The 18361-nt window shown below is 44.8% G+C and carries 15 protein-coding genes; 6 read left to right on the forward strand and 9 right to left on the reverse strand.

Going from position 1 to position 18361, the window contains the following annotated elements; all coding sequences use genetic code 11:
* The first annotated feature begins 14 nt into the window (after positions 1 to 14).
* The 5 genes from ABNK31_RS15140 (at position 15) to ABNK31_RS15160 (ending at position 6591) form a co-directional block, all read left to right on the forward strand.
* Positions 15 to 1811, forward strand: coding sequence for a RagB/SusD family nutrient uptake outer membrane protein (locus ABNK31_RS15140; protein WP_418893290.1), 1797 nt, complete (start codon positions 15 to 17; stop codon positions 1809 to 1811).
* A 90-nt stretch (positions 1812 to 1901) separates the two neighbouring features.
* Positions 1902 to 4382 (forward strand): glycoside hydrolase family 9 protein, encoded by a 2481-nt coding sequence (locus ABNK31_RS15145; protein ID WP_418893291.1) that lies wholly within the window; start codon positions 1902 to 1904, stop codon positions 4380 to 4382.
* A 46-nt stretch (positions 4383 to 4428) separates the two neighbouring features.
* A complete protein-coding gene (locus tag ABNK31_RS15150) occupies positions 4429 to 4722 on the forward strand; it encodes a nucleotidyltransferase family protein (protein ID WP_418893292.1) in 294 nt (97 codons plus the stop codon).
* On the forward strand, positions 4706 to 5104 hold the full coding sequence (locus ABNK31_RS15155) for a DUF86 domain-containing protein (protein WP_418893293.1): 399 nt from the start codon (positions 4706 to 4708) through the stop codon (positions 5102 to 5104). Before ABNK31_RS15150 ends, ABNK31_RS15155 begins: the two co-directional genes overlap by 17 nt.
* Before the next feature lie 8 nt (positions 5105 to 5112).
* The gene (locus ABNK31_RS15160) at positions 5113 to 6591 is read left to right on the forward strand and encodes a sodium:solute symporter (RefSeq protein WP_418893294.1); all 1479 of its coding nucleotides are present in this window, start codon (positions 5113 to 5115) and stop codon (positions 6589 to 6591) included.
* 135 nt (positions 6592 to 6726) lie between these two features.
* Here the strand turns inward: ABNK31_RS15160 and ABNK31_RS15165 are convergent, their stop codons facing one another.
* Positions 6727 to 6981, reverse strand: a complete 255-nt coding sequence (locus tag ABNK31_RS15165) for a hypothetical protein (protein ID WP_418893295.1) — start codon at positions 6979 to 6981, stop codon at positions 6727 to 6729.
* A 142-nt stretch (positions 6982 to 7123) separates the two neighbouring features.
* Between ABNK31_RS15165 and dacB the strand changes: the two genes are divergently transcribed.
* Positions 7124 to 8560 (forward strand): D-alanyl-D-alanine carboxypeptidase/D-alanyl-D-alanine-endopeptidase, encoded by a 1437-nt coding sequence (gene dacB, locus ABNK31_RS15170; protein ID WP_418893296.1) that lies wholly within the window; start codon positions 7124 to 7126, stop codon positions 8558 to 8560.
* A gap of 112 nt (positions 8561 to 8672) precedes the next feature.
* Here dacB and ABNK31_RS15175 read toward each other — a convergent pair whose 3' ends face one another.
* The 8 genes from ABNK31_RS15175 to gltX all read right to left on the reverse strand — a co-directional run bounded on the left by ABNK31_RS15175 (position 8673) and on the right by gltX (position 18332).
* The gene (locus ABNK31_RS15175) at positions 8673 to 9236 is read right to left on the reverse strand and encodes an FKBP-type peptidyl-prolyl cis-trans isomerase (RefSeq protein ID WP_418893297.1); all 564 of its coding nucleotides are present in this window, start codon (positions 9234 to 9236) and stop codon (positions 8673 to 8675) included.
* Between the two features lies 1 nt (position 9237).
* Positions 9238 to 10782, reverse strand: coding sequence for a glycine--tRNA ligase (locus tag ABNK31_RS15180; protein ID WP_418893298.1), 1545 nt, complete (start codon positions 10780 to 10782; stop codon positions 9238 to 9240).
* Between the two features lie 152 nt (positions 10783 to 10934).
* Positions 10935 to 11237 carry a hypothetical protein gene (locus ABNK31_RS15185; protein ID WP_418893299.1) on the reverse strand — a complete coding sequence of 101 codons (303 nt, stop codon included), beginning with the start codon at positions 11235 to 11237 and terminating at the stop codon, positions 10935 to 10937.
* A gap of 97 nt (positions 11238 to 11334) precedes the next feature.
* On the reverse strand, positions 11335 to 12012 hold the full coding sequence (locus ABNK31_RS15190) for a hypothetical protein (protein ID WP_418893300.1): 678 nt from the start codon (positions 12010 to 12012) through the stop codon (positions 11335 to 11337).
* A gap of 696 nt (positions 12013 to 12708) precedes the next feature.
* Positions 12709 to 13341, reverse strand: a complete 633-nt coding sequence (locus tag ABNK31_RS15195) for a helix-turn-helix transcriptional regulator (protein WP_418893301.1) — start codon at positions 13339 to 13341, stop codon at positions 12709 to 12711.
* A gap of 51 nt (positions 13342 to 13392) precedes the next feature.
* On the reverse strand, positions 13393 to 15432 hold the full coding sequence (locus ABNK31_RS15200; RefSeq protein ID WP_418893302.1) for an HD family phosphohydrolase: 2040 nt from the start codon (positions 15430 to 15432) through the stop codon (positions 13393 to 13395).
* A gap of 153 nt (positions 15433 to 15585) precedes the next feature.
* Entirely contained in the window at positions 15586 to 16815 is a 1230-nt protein-coding gene (locus ABNK31_RS15205; RefSeq protein WP_418893303.1) for a 3-deoxy-D-manno-octulosonic acid transferase, read from the reverse strand.
* 2 nt (positions 16816 to 16817) lie between these two features.
* Positions 16818 to 18332: a glutamate--tRNA ligase gene (gene gltX / locus ABNK31_RS15210; protein WP_418893304.1), complete on the reverse strand. Its 1515-nt coding sequence runs from the start codon at positions 18330 to 18332 to the stop codon at positions 16818 to 16820.
* Positions 18333 to 18361 lie beyond the last annotated feature (29 nt).

The raw sequence follows: 18361 nt of genomic DNA on the forward strand, positions 1-18361 counted from the left end.
AAAACGAAGAAAAAATGAAAAAGATAATATATCTAATTGTCCTTTTATGTATTTCCTTTACGGCTTGTGAAGATTATCTGGATAGACCAGGATTGGATCAATTCGAAAATGATAATTTCTGGACGAATGAACAGAATGTCAATTTATATGCTCAGAGAGGCTATACAGCCTATTTTACAGGATATGGCAGCGGATATACTTGGGGAAATTATTTCACCGGTGGTTCATGGGCCGACGAATATAGCTCCTCATCCATCTGGACACAAAACACAGCAACTTCCGGTAACGGATGGTCGTTCACTTGGGTAAGATGGGCGAATATAATGATAGAAAAAGTAGAAAAAATGGAAAATCTATCCGAAGAAGCTCGCAATCATTGGCTCGGAATCGGCTATTTTTTCAGAGCAATGGAATATTCGGATTTAGCCCGGGCTTTCGGAGATGTTCCCTATTACGACCGGGTCGTAAAACATGACGATGCCGAAACGAGTTATAAGAAAAGAGATCCTTTAGCTTTTGTCGCTACAAAAATTATGGACGATTTCCAATTCGCGGCAGACAACCTTCGCGAAGATGACGGCGATCAAAAGATAAATAGAGATGTGGCTTTAGCTTTTATGTCAAGGCATCTGCTCTATTTCGGTACATTTTTGAAATATCATAGTCAAGATAATGAAACAGCCAAAAAATTGCTGGAAAAAGCCGTGTGGGCATCGGAACAACTGATGAGTTCCGGTAAATATAAAGTATCCGATGATTATAGAGGCATCTTCTCTTCCGAAGACCTCTCAGGAAATAGCGAGGTCATTCTCTATCGTCAATATGAAATGGCAAAAGCAACTCATTGCTTAGTCTCCTATAATAATAAAGAACCTCAAACCGGTACAACGTTGAAAGTTGTGGAAACTTATTTATCTACCGACGGATTACCGATCAAACAATCTCCTTTATATAATTACGAATCCGATAAAGGGTTCCGTTATTACAAGGATCAATATCAAAACAGAGATCCGCGCATGGCCGCCAGTTTAGTCGATTCTATCCGTTTAAACGGCCCGAATGATGCCTATTCCTCAACCGGTTTTCTGTGTTGGAAATTTCTGCCTTATGACGCAAATTACAAAGATTTGATTTATTTGGGGAGTACGAATACGACAGATGCACCTGTAATACGATTTGGAGAAGTCCTTCTTAATTACGCCGAAGCATCTGCTGAATTAGGAAAATTCGATCAAGCGGCAGCCGATAAATCCATTAATCTTCTCCGCAATCGTAATATTCGTAAAAACAACCAAGGAGAGGCTTTACCCAAAGTACCTAAAATGGTCATTTCGGGAGATCATGTTACGGCCAATGGAGTGATCATAAATGATCCCGAAAGAGACCCGTCTGTTTCTCCTATATTATGGGAAATACGAAGAGAAAGAGCCGTTGAACTTTTATTTGAAGGGTTCAGAAAAAATGATTTGAGAAGATGGAAAAAATATGAATACCTTAAGACTGTTGAAACGGGTGAACCGACCCTTTTAGGTAAAGGCGCTTATATTAATCTGGATGAATACAAAGCGAACTATACGGCAGAACAATATTCGAAATTAATGGAAGGACATTTCTATTATCCCAATCCGAATGATAAATCGAAAGCATTTGTTCATAATTTATATGAAAACAATATGCGCAGGGACTGGGTTGCCGGAAACTCTTATTATGAAAGGCAATATCTGAATGCTGTACCTATTGATCAAATTAAGCTTTATAAAGATTTAGGGTATGAATTAACACAAAATTCCGGATGGGATACGGTTGAATAATCCTCACAGAAAAAAGAGCAATTCCTTATTTGAAGTTGCTCTTTTTTCATCGATATTTTGTATCTTGCACCTTCATATTTATAATATCTCATGAAGAAAATAATTCTATTTTTGGTTTTCCTATGGATGGTTTGCGTTTCCTATTCGCAAAACAGTTGGATACGCGTCAACCTAATCGGCTACCTCGAACAAGACGCCAAAGTCGCCGTTTGGGTAAGTAAACAAAAGTCTCTCCCTGATAATTTTCAACTTATCGACATGACTACCGGTAAGGTGGCATTCAACGGGACAAAAGTCAAAAACACCGGCAAACAGCCGGCATTCGAATCATCGGCACGGATCGACTTCTCCGGTTTTACGACCCCGGGGACTTACCGGATAAAAATCAACGGAATTCTATCGGCTCCTTTCCGCATCGGAAACGATATTTACGCCGACGCCGCGGAAATGCCGCTAAAGTACATGCGGCAGCAACGCTGCGAGTACAATCCGTTCCTGAAAGATTCCTGTCACGTGCATGACGGCATCTCCGTAGGGGATCCCGAAGGCAAGCGTGACGGACGTTATTACAACACGACAGGCGGATGGCACGACGCGTCGGATTACCTGCAATATGTGACCACATCGGCCAACGCGGTCTATCAGATGTTGTTCGCTTACACCCGACATCCCGAAGTTTTCGGCGACCGTTATCTGGCCAACGGGGAGGAAGGCGCCAACGGCATTCCCGATATCCTCGATGAAGCAAAATGGGGACTCGACTGGCTGGTGAAAATGAATCCCGACTCCAACACGTATTTTAATCAATTGGCCGATGACCGCGATCATGTCGGATTCACCCTGCCGAACGAACAGAAGGTCGATTATGGTTGGGGCGCGGGAAAAGAACGTCCTGTGTATTTCGTAAGCCCGAAGCCGCAAGGCCTTTTCAAGCACAAAAACCGAAGCACCGGAATGGCCTCTACGCTGGGGAAATATGCTTCATCCTTCGCTCTGGGGGCTCAACTCCTATCGAATTATTATCCCGAATTTTCGACGATTTTAAAAGATAAAGCGCAGCAAGCGTATCGAAAAGGGGCCGCCAATCCGGGCGTATCACAAACCGCTCCGGGCGGGGCTCCCTATTTTTATGAGGAAGATAACTGGGCCGATGATATGCAACTGGCGGCCGCCGAACTATTTGCAACATCGGGAGATCGTCACGCGTTGCGCGAGGCTGTGAACTATGGCCGTTTGGAGCCGGTCACTCCCTGGATGGGAGCCGACTCGGCACGCCATTACCAATGGTACCCTTTCGTTAATTTAGGACACTTTCATCTGGCGCAACAAAACGAAAATCCGCGAATCAAACAAGAATTCATCCGCAACCTGCGCAGCGGACTGCAGCGGGTAAAAGAGCGGGCCCAAAATGACGCGTTTATGAACGGCATTCCTTTTATATGGTGTTCCAATAACCTGACGGTGGGATTCATCACCCAATGCCGCCTGTATCACGAACTGACCGGCGACTCGACCTTCATCGAAATAGAAACCGCTATGCGCGACTGGCTTTTCGGTTGCAATCCGTGGGGTACCAGTATGATTGTCGGCTACCCGCAGCAGGCCGACACACCCGCTGATCCGCATTCGGCTTTCACTCACCTGAAACAATTCCCGATTACCGGCGGACTGGTCGACGGGCCTATCTATACTTCTATTTTCAACAGCCTCAGGGGTATCTATCTGGCAAATGACGATGAATACGCACCGTTTCAATCGGACTATGTGGTATATCACGACGACTATGCCGATTATTCAACGAATGAGCCGACGATGGACGGCACCGCTTCGATGTGTTATTATTTAGGCTATCTGGCATCCCGTGCACAGACGTTCGAAGAAGTGCGCGGAGGAATCGTCCGTGGAAATTCGACCGAAAAAAAACTGGCGCTCGTATTTACCGGACATGAATATGCCGACGGCAGCAATATCATCCGAAAAGTATTGAAGAAGCATAACCTGAAAGCAGCCTTTTTCCTGACGGGCGATTTTTACCGGGAACATTCTTCCGTTGCGCGCGCATTACAAAAAGACGGACATTATCTGGGCCCCCACTCCGATAAACATTTGCTCTATGCGGACTGGAAAAAGCGGGACTCCACATTGGTATCGCGCGACGTTTTCGAAAAGGATCTGGCCGACAATTATGCGGCGATGAAAAAAGCGGGTGTCGCCATCGAACCGCCCCGCTATCTGCTGCCTCCCTACGAATGGTATAACGACGACATTAGCCGCTGGGCGAAAGCAAAGGGCGTGCAGGTTGTCAATTTCACTCCCGGAACCACTTCCAATGCCGATTATACGACTCCCGACATGCAATCGTACCGCTCTTCGGAAGAGATATATCGAAACATCTTATTACACGAACAAAAAAACGGACTGAACGGATTTTTGTTACTGATGCACATCGGGACTTCCCCGGAGAGAACAGATAAACTATACAATCGATTGGATGAATTGGTCGTAGAGCTCAAAAAGCGGAGATATACATTCGAACGAATCGATACACTACTCAAATTCAAAAAGAAATAGTATATTTGTGCGACAACTTGTACAATATGCTAAAAAAGAAATAACAGTGAAAACGACAAATGAATACATCACACTGATCCGCATGTTTATGCAAGAACATGGGCATAAATATGGAATTACCGCTATGGGTATTTTCGGTTCCGTGGCGAGAAACGAACACGCCAATAACAGCGATCTTGACGTTTTTGTGGAACTTACCGAAGCTGATCCTATTATTATGGGCTTTATCCATGATGATCTGGAAAGTATTTGCCAATGCAATATCGATCTCCTGCGGTTGCGTAAAGGGCTGAATAAACTTTTATTAAAAAGAATTGAGCGCGATGCAATCTACGCTTAAAGAGGAAATTATAGAACTATTGAATACGATGTTGGATTCAATTCGCATTTTAGAAGAAAGGAATAAGAATGTCCAATCTGTAAATGATTTTTTGTCAACGCCATGGGGAATGATCCTGTTGGATGCCAATTTAATGCGCATTCAATTTATAGGGGAAACAGCTTCGGCGATCGATAAAAAAACCGATAAATCACTGTTTATCGACTATCCTAATATCCCATGGAAACAAATATACAGTATGAGAAATTTTATTTCACATCAATATGCAGATATTGATCCCGAAATGATTTTAGTAACTCTAAAAAAACACATACCACCCTTAAAATTGACTATCAAGCAAATAATTAATGATTTATCTGCGAGCGGAAATAATAAAATCTAAAATTCAACATGAGTCCTCTATTGACATTAACCATTATCATCGCCTATTTCGGCATTCTTTTCGCCATATCGTATTTTAGCGGCCGTAAAGCCAATAACGCCGGGTTCTTCTCGGGCAACAGGCAATCGTCGTGGTACCTGGTGGCTTTTTCGACCATCGGAGCCGCCATATCGGGCGTCACATTCGTATCCGTTCCGGGAATGGTGGCTACGGCCAATTTCTCGTACATGCAGATGGTGCTGGGATTTGCCGTGGGACAGTTCATCATCGCCTTTGTCCTCATCCCCTTGTTTTACCGGATGAACCTGACCTCGATCTACGAATATCTCGAAAACCGCTTTGGCGTGTCGAGTTATAAAACGGGGGCATGGCTTTTCTTTATCTCCAAAATGCTGGGCGCGGCGATCCGGCTGTATATCGTGTGCGTCGTGCTGCAATTGCTGGTGTTTACGCCGTTGCACATTCCCTTTGCCGTGAATGTCTTGTTTACCGTGGGGCTGGTATGGCTTTACACGTTCCGCGGCGGAGTGAAAACGCTGATCTGGACGGATTCTTTCAAGACTTTCTGCCTGATTGTCTCCGTCGGCCTCTGCATTTATTATATCGCAAAGGATTTGGGAACCAATATAGCCGGCGCCATCACGCTGATAAAGGACAGTGAAATGTCGAAGACGTTCTTTTTTGAGGATATAAACGACAAACGATACTTTTTTAAGCAATTCCTTGCGGGCGTTTTCACCATGATCGCCACCACGGGATTAGACCAGGATATGATGCAAAAATCGCTCAGTTGCAAAAATCCTTTGGATTCACAAAAGAACATGATTACCGGAGGCATCTTGCAAATATTTGTGGTACTGCTTTTCCTGATGCTCGGCGTACTCCTTTACACGTATGCGTCGGTCAATCAAATAGTGCTGCCGGCAGATGGAGATGAAGTGTTTCCCTTCCTTGCGGCGGGTGGCTTTTTCCCCGCTATTGTGGGCGTTCTCTTTATCATCGGACTGATCGCCGCAGCGTATGCCGCCGCCGGATCGGCCCTTACCGCCCTCACGACTTCTTTCACCGTTGACATTCTCGAAAGCCGCAAGCATAAAACCGAACAGCAGGTCACCCGCACCCGCAAACAAGTGCACGTGGCGATGGCCATTGGGATGGGCGTGGTTATTTACATCATTAACATACTCAATAACGAGTCGGTGATTAATACCGTATATACATTGGCGAGTTATACCTACGGGCCCTTGTTGGGAATGTTCGCTTTCGGCATTTTCAATAAACGGGCTATTCGTGACAAATGGGTGCCTCTTATCGCCATCGCATCGCCTATTCTTTGCTTTATTTTGGATGTCAATTCGGAACAATGGTTCGGCGGATACCAATTCAGCCATGAACGTTTAATACTGAATGCATTTTTCACGTTTATGGGACTGCTGTTCCTGACTATGGGAAAAGACAGAAAACGCCTTCTTCACGAAAGGGTGTAAACAAATCAGGAACGGCTTTCGGTTATTCATATCTCGGTCTTTTATGGGGGGGGGGCCGTTTGTTATGGAAACAGGAAAGCATAATAATCGATGGCATTTTCGATTTCCTTTTGAGCGCGGGGCGAAATGATAATCCTATATGCCATATTTCTTGCTAAGCCGGCTGATAGACTCCTCAGCAGTCATATAAGCACTTTCATCTTCCTGCAAGCGTTCATCCAAAACAGCTTTCATATCGGTTGAAAGATCCACATCACCATCAGCCTCTTCTACAATGATTCTGATCGGTTTTGATTTATACGTTGCTTTAATAGCATCGAGTATGTCGACACTCACTTCTTGTGCCGACGTTAAATGATAAGTCGTGTACATCCTATTCTTTTTTGTCATTTGCCATTATTCCTTGACGATATATCCAAATTTGCATGATCAAAAGTACAGAAAGTTTCATCATATACATATACAAAATATTTTTTTTGGCAGAATCGGTTGGTTGATGTTATCTTTGTGAAAATCATTTTTTTTTATTTCTATGAAACCAATAACTTTTCTCCTCTTTTTTTGCGCCTTCGTTTATGCGGGATATTCACAGCCCGTTTTGCAGCACTTACTGAACGATCCTGCCCTCAAGCATGCATCGGTGGGTGTATGTGTCACCGATCTCAACACCGGGAAGGAGGTTCTCCGGCACGATGCCGAAAAGTCCCTCACTCCGGCTTCGACGTTAAAGTTGATCACGACCGCTACCGCACTCGAATTATTCGGAGAGAACTATCGCTATAAAACCGATATTGCGTTGGATACGGCCGATCCTTCACGGATTTTGGTGTTGGGAAGCGGCGACCCCACCTTGGGAAGCGAGGCTTTCGGAAATAATCCGAATGCGTTTTTCACTTATATAACAGAGGCATTGAAAAACGTGCTTCCCGGCGATAACGCCTATTCAATCTATGTGGTGGACAATCTTTTCGGGTACGATGGCATCTCGCCCGAATGGACGTGGATCGATATAGGCAACTACTACGCTTCGGGCGCTTACGGCATCAGCATTTTCGATAACTCGTACAAAATTGTTTTCGATACATCCGACCGGAATATTCCTCCGCGCATTCTCCGCACCGAACCCGAAATAAAGGGTTTGACGTTCGTCAATCATTTATCGCTCAACAATAGCGGGCGTGACAACGGATATATTTACGGCACGCCTTTCTCGTACGAAAAGACCCTCAAAGGAGATATTCCTGCCGGGAAAAGCCGCTTTTCTATTAAAGGGGATATCCCCGACCCGGGACTTTTACTCGGCCAAACGCTGGCTGAATACATGACCCGTGCGGGTTACCGGATCGAGAAAGTCGAAACAGCACGGCAAGATTACTTGTTACGCTTCTCAAATCGAAACAAACCGCTGGCCTATTCTGTCGGCAACGTCCTTTGCACGCAGACATCGCGTCCTTTGAAAGAAATTATCCGGGAGATAAACGTGACGAGCAACAATCATTATACCGAACATCTGATTCGGACGTTGGGGAGAAATCAAGCCCCGGACATATACGCGGATGCCCTCCAACAAGGGATTGATTTTGTGAATGACTATTGGAGACAAAAGGGAATTTCCACATCCTCCCTCACGATGTACGACGGCTGTGGTCTCGCGCCGCAGAATGCCGTAAGTCCGGCATTTCTCAACCAGATGCTCTACTATATGTACACCCAGAGCCGTTATGCCGATGCATTTTATCAATCGCTCCCCCAGGCCGGAAAAGACGGGACGTTAACGAATTTCATGCAAGGAACGAAAAACGGGAATTCTATCCACGCCAAGAGTGGAAGCATCGGTGGCGTGCAATGCTATTCAGGTTACTTAATCGACAAGAATAAAAAATATGCCTTCACGATTATGGTGAACACGTTCAATGGAACACGCTCTCAGGTAAAGAGCGCCATAGAACGTTTTTTGTCAACACTCTGACAACTCCGTTTATCCGCCCATACGGTTAACGGATAAAATACGATCCTAAATATCCCGTCAAACGGAGCAAAGCCGTCGGACGGGATATTTTTCTTCTCATCATTTAGAAACGCTACTCGACAATCTTAACGAGTTCCACCACATACACCAATGTAGTATATCCTCTAATATTGAGACTGGTATATCCGTTCGAGCCGTATCCTAACGACCAGGGAACCCATATCTCCCACTTATCTCCCACCTTCATATGTTGCAAAGCCAGGCTTAGCCCCTCTACAATGCCCGAAGAGACGGCTAAAGTGGAAGGAATATTATCGCGCGAATAAACGAATTCCCGTTTATTCGTAAATGTATCGCCATCATCTCCCGGATAGGTATCGCCTTGCGACCAATCAAATTTATACCATCCGGTGTAATACACCTTTACATAATCGGTAAAGGCCGGCCTTGGTGAGTCGTCATCTGCTTTTTCGATTGATTTATACACAATATAGGCATCTTTACCGGATAAGGCCGTGATTTTATTGTCTTTATAAGCGGGGTCCGAAGCTATTTTTTCAAATTGTTTCTCGTTGTCCAATTTCCATTGATCGTCGAACGTAACCGTTTGATCGCCACAAGCCGTAAATGAGGCAAGAAAACAAAGACTTAATAGTATATTTAATAGTAATTTCATATTAATCAACCAATTGTTTCAATAAATATTTCATATCCGTTTTGCTTGAGATAAAATCGTTCAACGAATCGACTGTCACCCGTTCCTGCTCCATCGTATCGCGGTAGCGGATAGTCACCGTATTGTCTTGGAGCGTCTGATGATCGATCGTCACACAAAAAGGCGTTCCGATGGCATCCTGACGGCGATAACGTTTTCCGATACTATCTTTCTCGTCATATTGGCACGAGAAACTGAATTTCAAGTCAGCGACAATTTCACGGGCCTTTTCGGCAAGTCCGTCTTTCTTCACCAACGGAAGCACGGCCAGTTTAATGGGCGCCAGCATTGCCGGGAGTTTCAACACGACTCTCGTTTCACCATCTTCCAATGTTTCTTCGGTATACGCTCCGGCGATGATCGACAAGAAGATCCGATCGACTCCGGCCGAGGTTTCTATCACATAAGGAGTATACGATTTTCCGAGATCGGGATCGAAGTACTGCATTTTTTTGCCGGAGAATTTTTCGTGCTGGCTAAGGTCGAAATCGGTACGGGAGTGAATCCCTTCCACTTCCTTGAAGCCGAAAGGCATTAAAAATTCGATATCCGTCGCCGCATTGGCATAATGAGCGAGCTTGTCATGATCGTGAAACTGATAATTCTCGTTGCCAAATCCCAACAACTGATGCCATCTCAAACGAAAACTTTTCCACTGCTCAAACCACTTCATTTCTTCGCCGGGACGCACGAAAAACTGCATTTCCATTTGCTCGAACTCCCGCATGCGAAAGATAAACTGACGGGCGACAATTTCATTACGAAAAGTTTTTCCTATTTGCGCAATGCCGAACGGAACCTTCATCCGAGTCGTCTTTTGGACGTTCAGGAAATTCACAAAAATCCCCTGCGCGGTTTCCGGACGGAGATAAACCTGCATGGCGCCATCAGAGGTGGAACCCATTTCCGTTTTGAACATCAAGTTAAACTGGCGGACCTCCGTCCAGTTTCTCGTTCCACTTATGGGACACACAATCTCACAATCAATAATGATCTGCCGGAGATCGTTTAAATCATTTGCATTAAGAGCTTTGGCATAACGAGTATGCACGTCGTTCCGTTTCGACAGGGTTTCCAGTACCCGAGGATTGGTTTCGCGGAACTTCTTTTCATCAAAAGAATCGCCAAACCGTTTGGCCGCTTTACCGACCTCCTTTTCAATCTTCTCATCCAGTTTAGCCAAATACTCTTCGATAAGCACGTCGGCGCGATAACGTTTTTTACTATCCTTGTTATCAATCAACGGATCATTAAAAGCATCGACATGCCCCGACGCTTTCCAAATAGTGGGGTGCATAAAGATCGCGGAATCCAGCCCAACCACATTATCATGGAGGCGAACCATCGCGTTCCACCAATATTGTTTGATATTGTTCTTGAGCTCCACCCCCATCGAGCCGTAATCGTAAACAGCCGCCAAGCCATCATATATTTCACTCGATGGAAATACGAATCCGTATTCCTTACAATGCGATACTATTTTCTTAAAAACATCTTCTTGCGCCATAAAAACATTTTACTTTCCATTACGCGTTTTAGTCCGTGTAATGCTATTAAACTCTTTTTCTGAAAACCAAATCACAAAGTAAACGTTTTTTTTTGACATCTCACACACTTATCTACGGATTAATAAACAAGGAAGGAACCCATAAGCTGTAATTAACGAACATCAACAGGGTTTAACGCGAGAACTTTTCCCGTTCGGATAAGCGCCTTTGTCGATAATGCTGCGCGATAGGAACTGACAACTGATAGCCCACAAAACTTACTGGCGAAAGTTGAATAGGTACTGTCAGGATTTATTATTTTATAGGTTCCGTTAATCCAGCGAGTCCCTTCAGGAGTGGCCATCCCGGTCATTTTCCAGATGCCGCATATCGAGGTCGATTCGGGAAGATGGTTTTGTGCATGGAGGATGAGCGATGCAAAAGCAACCATCGCGAGTAAAATATTTTTTTTCATTGGAATTTGGTTTTAATGTTTAGCTAAATAGAATAGAAAAAGGAGGCGTTCAACAAGCATCCGGTTGAACGGCCTCCCGTCATTTGTTCCGTTATGCTCACTTGGAGGGTTTCGCCCTGGAAGCAGCCGTCTTTCCTCTGTCCATGATCTTACGCGCCTGACGGTAAGCCATTGCGAATTCCGTTCCCTTGAATATGGATATCAGGCTGTCCATCACATACAAAACGCCGCGCATATCGGTAAAAAGTTGGGGCAATACATCCTGATTCTGTACGGCACGGTCTATCGTGATATCACGTGGGCGAGAGATATGCGCCTCGTAGGCATCGATTAAACCTTTAAATTCAGTCAGTTCTACCTCCGTAATCTGGTAAGGAGCGAGTCCCTCCGGGGGTAATGCCGAAAGACGGGTGTGAATATCGCGCATCTTGGCAATGGCTTGTTTACCGTCGATACCCGAAAGTGAACTGCGACTCACCCGCAGTTGGTCGTGAAGTTCCAGATTTTTGTTATCCAGAGCATAGATGCTGCCTCGCTTGGAAAGGTCGGCAGCCATGTCGAAAGCGTCGAATGCGACGTTCTTTTTTTCGGTAGTTGCGCCCGAAGTTTCGATTTCGGAGCGTTCGGCCGATGCATTGATTTTGTTTTTAATGTCCCAAAATCGGTCTGTGGCCTCTGTGAAACGTGTATTCACTGCCCATACGCTTTTGTATGTGTTGAGGGTAGTCCCCACGGAGTCGGTCATCAGATTAAAATTGACATCTTTTGTTGTCATATCAATTCTGTTTTAGATGAAACCTTTACGTCCGGCAAATATAAAAACAATGATAGTAATCTCCAAACAAATCCGTAAAAAAATATATTTTCCGTTCATTCTTCTATTTATGAGCCCACTTTAAATTAAAAAAGAGAGTTATCGGATACTATCCTCTCATTTGAATAACCGGGGCAGGTTTCCGCCTTGAAAAGGCGGGATATATCAAGCCCAATATAGAGCATAGGGTGACTGGCATTCTTCCCGGCCCTCGTCGCCGAGAGGACAGCCTATTGCTTTACCGGGCTCACTTATTCAATGCCGGCCGGCGCTAGAATGAGGTACCTTCCTCCTTGTTCCGCATGGCAAGGCAGCAGGCCGGCCCTTTTCATCGCCGGCAGAACACTTGACCCGGCCAGTGTTCCGATTGAGACTACCGGCATGACACTTGGTCAGGACAGGACCGAAAAAGATGCCGCCAGTATGACACTTGGTCAGGACAGCCGTTCACTTGACGCTGCCGGCATGACACTTTGTCCGCCCAGCGGTTCGCTTGACACAATCAGCACGACACTCGGTCAGGACAACAGGACGCTTGACGCAATCAGCATGACACTCGGTCGGGACAGCGGTTCACTTGACGCCGGCAGCATGACACTTGGTCAAAGAAGGAGTTCACCGGATGCCGGCAGCGCGTCACTCGATACGGGCAGACGGTTAGATGTAATATTCGATGGAATCCATCAGGCCGATACCATACGCATATTTGGTGGCTTCATAGATATTTTTGACCCCCAGCTTGCGAAAGATATTTTTCTTGTGTGTAATAATCGTATGCACGCTCGAAAACCGGATGGCCGATATCTCTTTAGCCGTCTTTCCGGTAGCTAATAATTTGAGTATTTCAATCTCCGTATGAGTAAGGGCCGGTATCTCGTCATACTTGTGATCCATAATAATGTCTTTCACCTGCTTACAGATGAACCGGCGATTTTTGACCGCATACTCCAACGCAAGGACAATTTCGTTTTCAGGACTATCTTTCAATAAAATGCTCATGAAAGGATACTTGTCAATTTCCCGAATCACTTTTTCAACGGCATCATTCATAAAAATGATCCAATGAGAAGATGGAAACTCGCGATGGAGAGCGATGACATCGGATATGGACAAAGAAGCAAAAGACAAATCGATAATGATGATCGCTTGCGAATGATCATGCAGAAAAGCCTTCAGATCTCTTTTATTTTCGACTTCAACAATATCCGGGTTCTCAAATTGTTGTCGAATAATAAAATGAAGTCCTACACGTGTAATATATTGATAGTCATAAATTCCAAAATCACTCATTCCGGTTTTCATTATTAAGCGCCTGTCCGCAAAACGGCTGAAACTTATTTTTTAAAGCGTATCACGCTTTTTTAATTCGGGATATACGATACGCGAATGATAAACGGTTTTCAACTTATCTACAAATACGTCTTTTACCGTCTGGATATCCTTGAAGGTAATGGGAGATTGTTTAAAATAACCTTCCGCCAATTGACTGTCGATAATTTTATCCACCAAATTCCGAAGCGACTCTTCGGTATATTCATTTAAACTTCGGGAAGAAGCTTCTACAGAATCGGCCATCATCATGATCGCCGTCTCCTTCGAAAAGGGATTCGGCCCGGGATAACGGAATATGCTCTCATCGGCTTCTTTACCGGGATTGGCATTTTTCCAGGAAATATAAAAATATTTCGGCATGCTGGTACCATGGTGCGTTTCGATAAAATCGATTATTTGCTGAGGCAGGTTATTCTTCTGAGCGATCTTCACCCCGTCTTTCACATGATTAATAATGATGCGCGCGCTCTCTTCGAAAGGCAACCCCTCATGAGGGTTCATTCCGGGGGTCTGATTTTCGGTGAAGAACGCCGGATTGACCATTTTACCGATATCATGATAGAGAGCGCCGGTGCGAATGAGGGAAGCATTTGCGCCCAGTTTTGCCGCCGCGGCCATGCCCAGATTCGACACTTGCAAGGAATGTTGAAATGTCCCGGGCGCCTTTTCAGAAAGCTCCTTAAGCAAAGGCTTATTGATATTGGATAATTCCACTAAACTCACCCCGGAGATAAATCCGAATGATTTTTCGACCATATATACCAATGAATACGAAAACATAATAAAGATAAAATTGATAAGGAAATAAACCAATACCACCCAATTCGCTTTATCTAAACTTCCTTCCTGGTACATAACCATTCCCAGATAAACAAAGATGTAAGTGAGGAGGATAAAAAACGAACTCCGGATGAGTTGCGACCGTTCCGACAATTCCTTGAGCATAAAAATCGAAACGATGGCTGCCGACAACTGAATGAGCATAAACTCAAACGGAAAAGGCACCATCAACGCGCTAAGCATAATCGTTATTAAACTGGCGAACAGCGCCGTTCTCGAATCGATAAACGTCCGTATCAGGATCGTAACGATTGCATACGGAATAATGTAGACATTAAACAAATCCAACCGTACGGTTAAAGCCGTCAACACCACAAAAATGATGATCAGCAACAACATAAACAAAACATGTTTGCGATTGCGATATTCGCGTGGGCGGAAAAACAACAGATACATATAAAAAGAGCCTAACATGAGCGAGATCAGCAACAGTTGCCCGATAATCACCGAACTGTTGCGGGTGGATCCGCCGCTCCGCTCTTCCATCACCCGCTTGTATGAAGACAAAATGGTGTACGTGCGGGTATCCACAATTTCCCCTTGATCGATAATACGCTGCCCCGCCTGCACCATTCCGGAACTGGGGGAAACCTGTTGAATAAACTCCTCACGAGCCTTGTCGGAAGTAGAAGCATCGTAAACGATATTTTCGCGAATGTAGTCATTGATATCTGCCGAGCGCAAGACACTCACGTCCAAACTCCGGGGGATATCATTCAAAACCTTTTCATACGCCGTCCGTATCGTATAAAAAGAGCCGATATCCTTTGATTGTGCGACATTCCCTTGCTTAATCCTCAACGATTGAGTCTGGCTGGCGAAGATGCGGTCATAATCTTGCGACTGCATAATTCCCGTTTCATAGATTTCATTGATTTTGTTACGAATGTAGCGAATATATTCCGGAGGAATTTCCCTCAATTTAGGGTTCGCCTTAACATCATTTTCAAATTTAGCCATGGCGTTTTTTTGAGCGTCAGTATCCATGATAAAATAGGACTCATAGTACTGAAGGATGCTATCTTGTTCGGTTTTAAGCTGCTCGGCCGACTTGTAAATCGGAAAGTCGAAAGGCGCCGTTAACAACCCATATTGCCAGGGCTTTCCTTCACTGAAAGAATATTTAAATTTGCCTTGTCGCGGAAATATATACGTAATCAGAAGCACGGCAATAACAAAAATCATGGGAATGAAAACACGGGTTTTCATTCTAATTTTTTTAACTGGTCTTTCGCTCATATCCATCTCCTTATGTTAGTAGGCTTCCATAAAACAATTGGTTATCCGTTATTGTTTTACAATCTGCATCAATCTCTTATCAATCTTCCTTCAATCTCTCACCAATCTTTCATCAATCTTTCATCAATCCAACCCGATTATATCGATAATTTTTTGCGTAGCCCCCCCGTTACTGAAAATATAGGCTTCCGCCTTTTTCCCGGCTGCTTTTATACTCTCCGAAGACCGGAGAAGGCCATCCATCCTTTCGTTAAAACTGTCCTTATCATCAATGGAGAAACCTCCCCCGTGATAGATAAGATCATACGCTTCCCGGAACTTGACAAAATTCGGCCCGAAAATGACAGGAATACCCCACACCGCAGCTTCCAACAGATTGTGAATACCCACGCCGAATCCGCCTCCCACATAAGCAATATCTCCATAACGATACATCGACGAAAGCAACCCGAAGCAATCGATGATGACACAATCGTGGCGCTGGATATTTTGTAACGTTGCCCCGGAATATCGAATGACCGGTCTTTTGATCTTCTTTTCGATACGGATCAGATGGTCTTCATCTATTTCATGAGGCGCGACGATCATTTTCATATCCGGATGGGAATTGAAATAGTCGATAAAAATGTCCTCATCCGGCTCCCATGAACTACCCGCTATAAAAATCGTTTTGGGATTATCCGCCTGAATAAATCTTTCGACCAAGGGCAAAGGTAATGATTCTTTACGAACATCCATCACCCGATCGATGCGGGTATCGCCCGTAACGGTGACTTGACGGATTTGATGCGCTTCCAGCAATTCTTTCGAATGCTCGTCCTGGACAAAAATGTGCGTATAAAACCGCAGCATCTTCCCATATTTCCCGCGTCCTTTATGAAAAAACGGCTGCTCGGGCCGGAAAACCGCCGAAACAAGATACACCGGGATCCGTTGCAAATAACTTTCATGAATAAAGTTATACCAGAATTCATATTTCACAAAAACGGCCACATACGGCTTCGCTAATTCCAGAAAACGCGTCACATTCCGTTTCGTATCGAAAGGCAAATAGCAGACAATGTCAGCCAGAGGATAATTCTTACGGACTTCGTATCCCGAAGGGGAAAAGAAAGTCAATAAAATTTTATACTCGGGCATTTTACCCTTAACCGTCTCGATAATAGGTCTCGCCTGCTCAAACTCGCCCAAAGAAGCGGCATGTATCCATACATATTTCTCGCCCGGTATAATCTTTTCACGCAGAATGCGAAACGTATCCCTTTGTCCGGAAACCATACGCCTTGCTTTTTTGTGAAAAGGCGATACCAGCCGGACAAAAAAAGCATACAGGGCAATCGCTATATTATACATCTTCAGTGGGCCGATATGTTTTCTATCGCACGACGTAAACGAAGAGTCGTTTCCTGTTTGCCGATAATCTCCGTGATGTCGAACATGTGAGGCCCTTTGCCTTCTCCCACAATGGCCAGGCGGAAAGCATTCATAATGTTACCGGTATGATATCCTTTCTCTTCGATCCATTTCATAACGACTTTCTCCTGATTCGCGATGGAGAAATCATCGATCGTTTCGATCAAGTCGGCAAGTTCGCCCATTTGGGCGGGAGATTCCGGCTTCCAACGCTTCCGTACGGTTTTCTCGTCATAGCTTTCGGGGGCGACGAAGAAATAAGCGGCCTGATCCCACAGCTCCTCGACAAAGCTCACCCGGTCTTTAACCAACCCGATGATTTTTACCACTTTTTCGTGTGGGGCAATAACGTCATGTTGCTTTAAAACCGGCTCAAACATCGCGGCCAGCGTTTCGTCCGGAGTAGCATGGATATATTTATGATTATACCACTTCGCCTTTTCATAATCGAACTTCGCACCGCTCTTGCTGCATCGTTCAAAAGAAAATTCCCGGATTAGTTCTTCGAGCGAAAAAATCTCTTGTTCGGTACCCGGGTTCCAACCCAGAAAAGCAAGGAAATTGATCACCGCTTCGGGAAGATAACCGCTTTCGCGATATCCCGAAGAAATCTCTTGCGTTTTCGGATCCTTCCATTCCAAAGGGAAAACCGGGAAGCCCAAACGGTCTCCGTCGCGCTTGCTGAGCTTTCCATTTCCTTCGGGCTTCAGCAACAACGGCAGGTGGGCAAATTGCGGCATATCCCAGCCAAAGCTTTTATAGAGCCATACGTGCAAGGGAGCGGAAGGCAACCATTCTTCGCCTCGAATTACATGGGTAATATCCATTAAATGATCATCCACAATATTGGCCAAATGGTACGTGGGTAACTGATCGGAAGATTTGAACAACACTTTATCATCGAGTATCGAAGAGTTAATCGTGACGTTCCCCCGGATAAGATCTTGAACCGTAATATCGATATCGGGTTCTATTTCGGCACGTACCACATATTGAGCTCCGTCGGCAATAAGCTGTTGCGTCTCTTCGCCAGAGAGCGTGAGGGAATTCCGCATCGATAAGCGGGTAGAAGCATCGTATTGAAAATTACGGATTTCATTGCGTTTTGCTTCGAGTTCCTCCGGGGTGTCAAATGCAATATAGGCCTTCTCTTTTTCCAGAAGCAGATCGACATACTTCTTGTAAATATCTTTTCGTTCCGATTGACGATACGGACCATAAGGGCCTCCTTTACGCGGACTTTCATCAAATTCCAACCCGAGCCAGTCAAAGGACTCCTGTATATAATCTTCCGCACCCTCTACAAAACGATGGGAATCGGTATCCTCAATACGGAGGATGAAATCGCCGTTATTTTTTTGGGCGAACAAGTAATTATATAGTGCCGTACGGACGCCGCCTATATGCAGTGGCCCTGTGGGGCTTGGCGCAAAACGCAATCTTACTTTTTGGGACATATCTGTTTATTTATCTATGGTGCAAAGAT

Source organism: Limibacterium fermenti (assembly GCF_041902845.1).
Classification (GTDB): domain Bacteria; phylum Bacteroidota; class Bacteroidia; order Bacteroidales; family Dysgonomonadaceae; genus Limibacterium; species Limibacterium fermenti.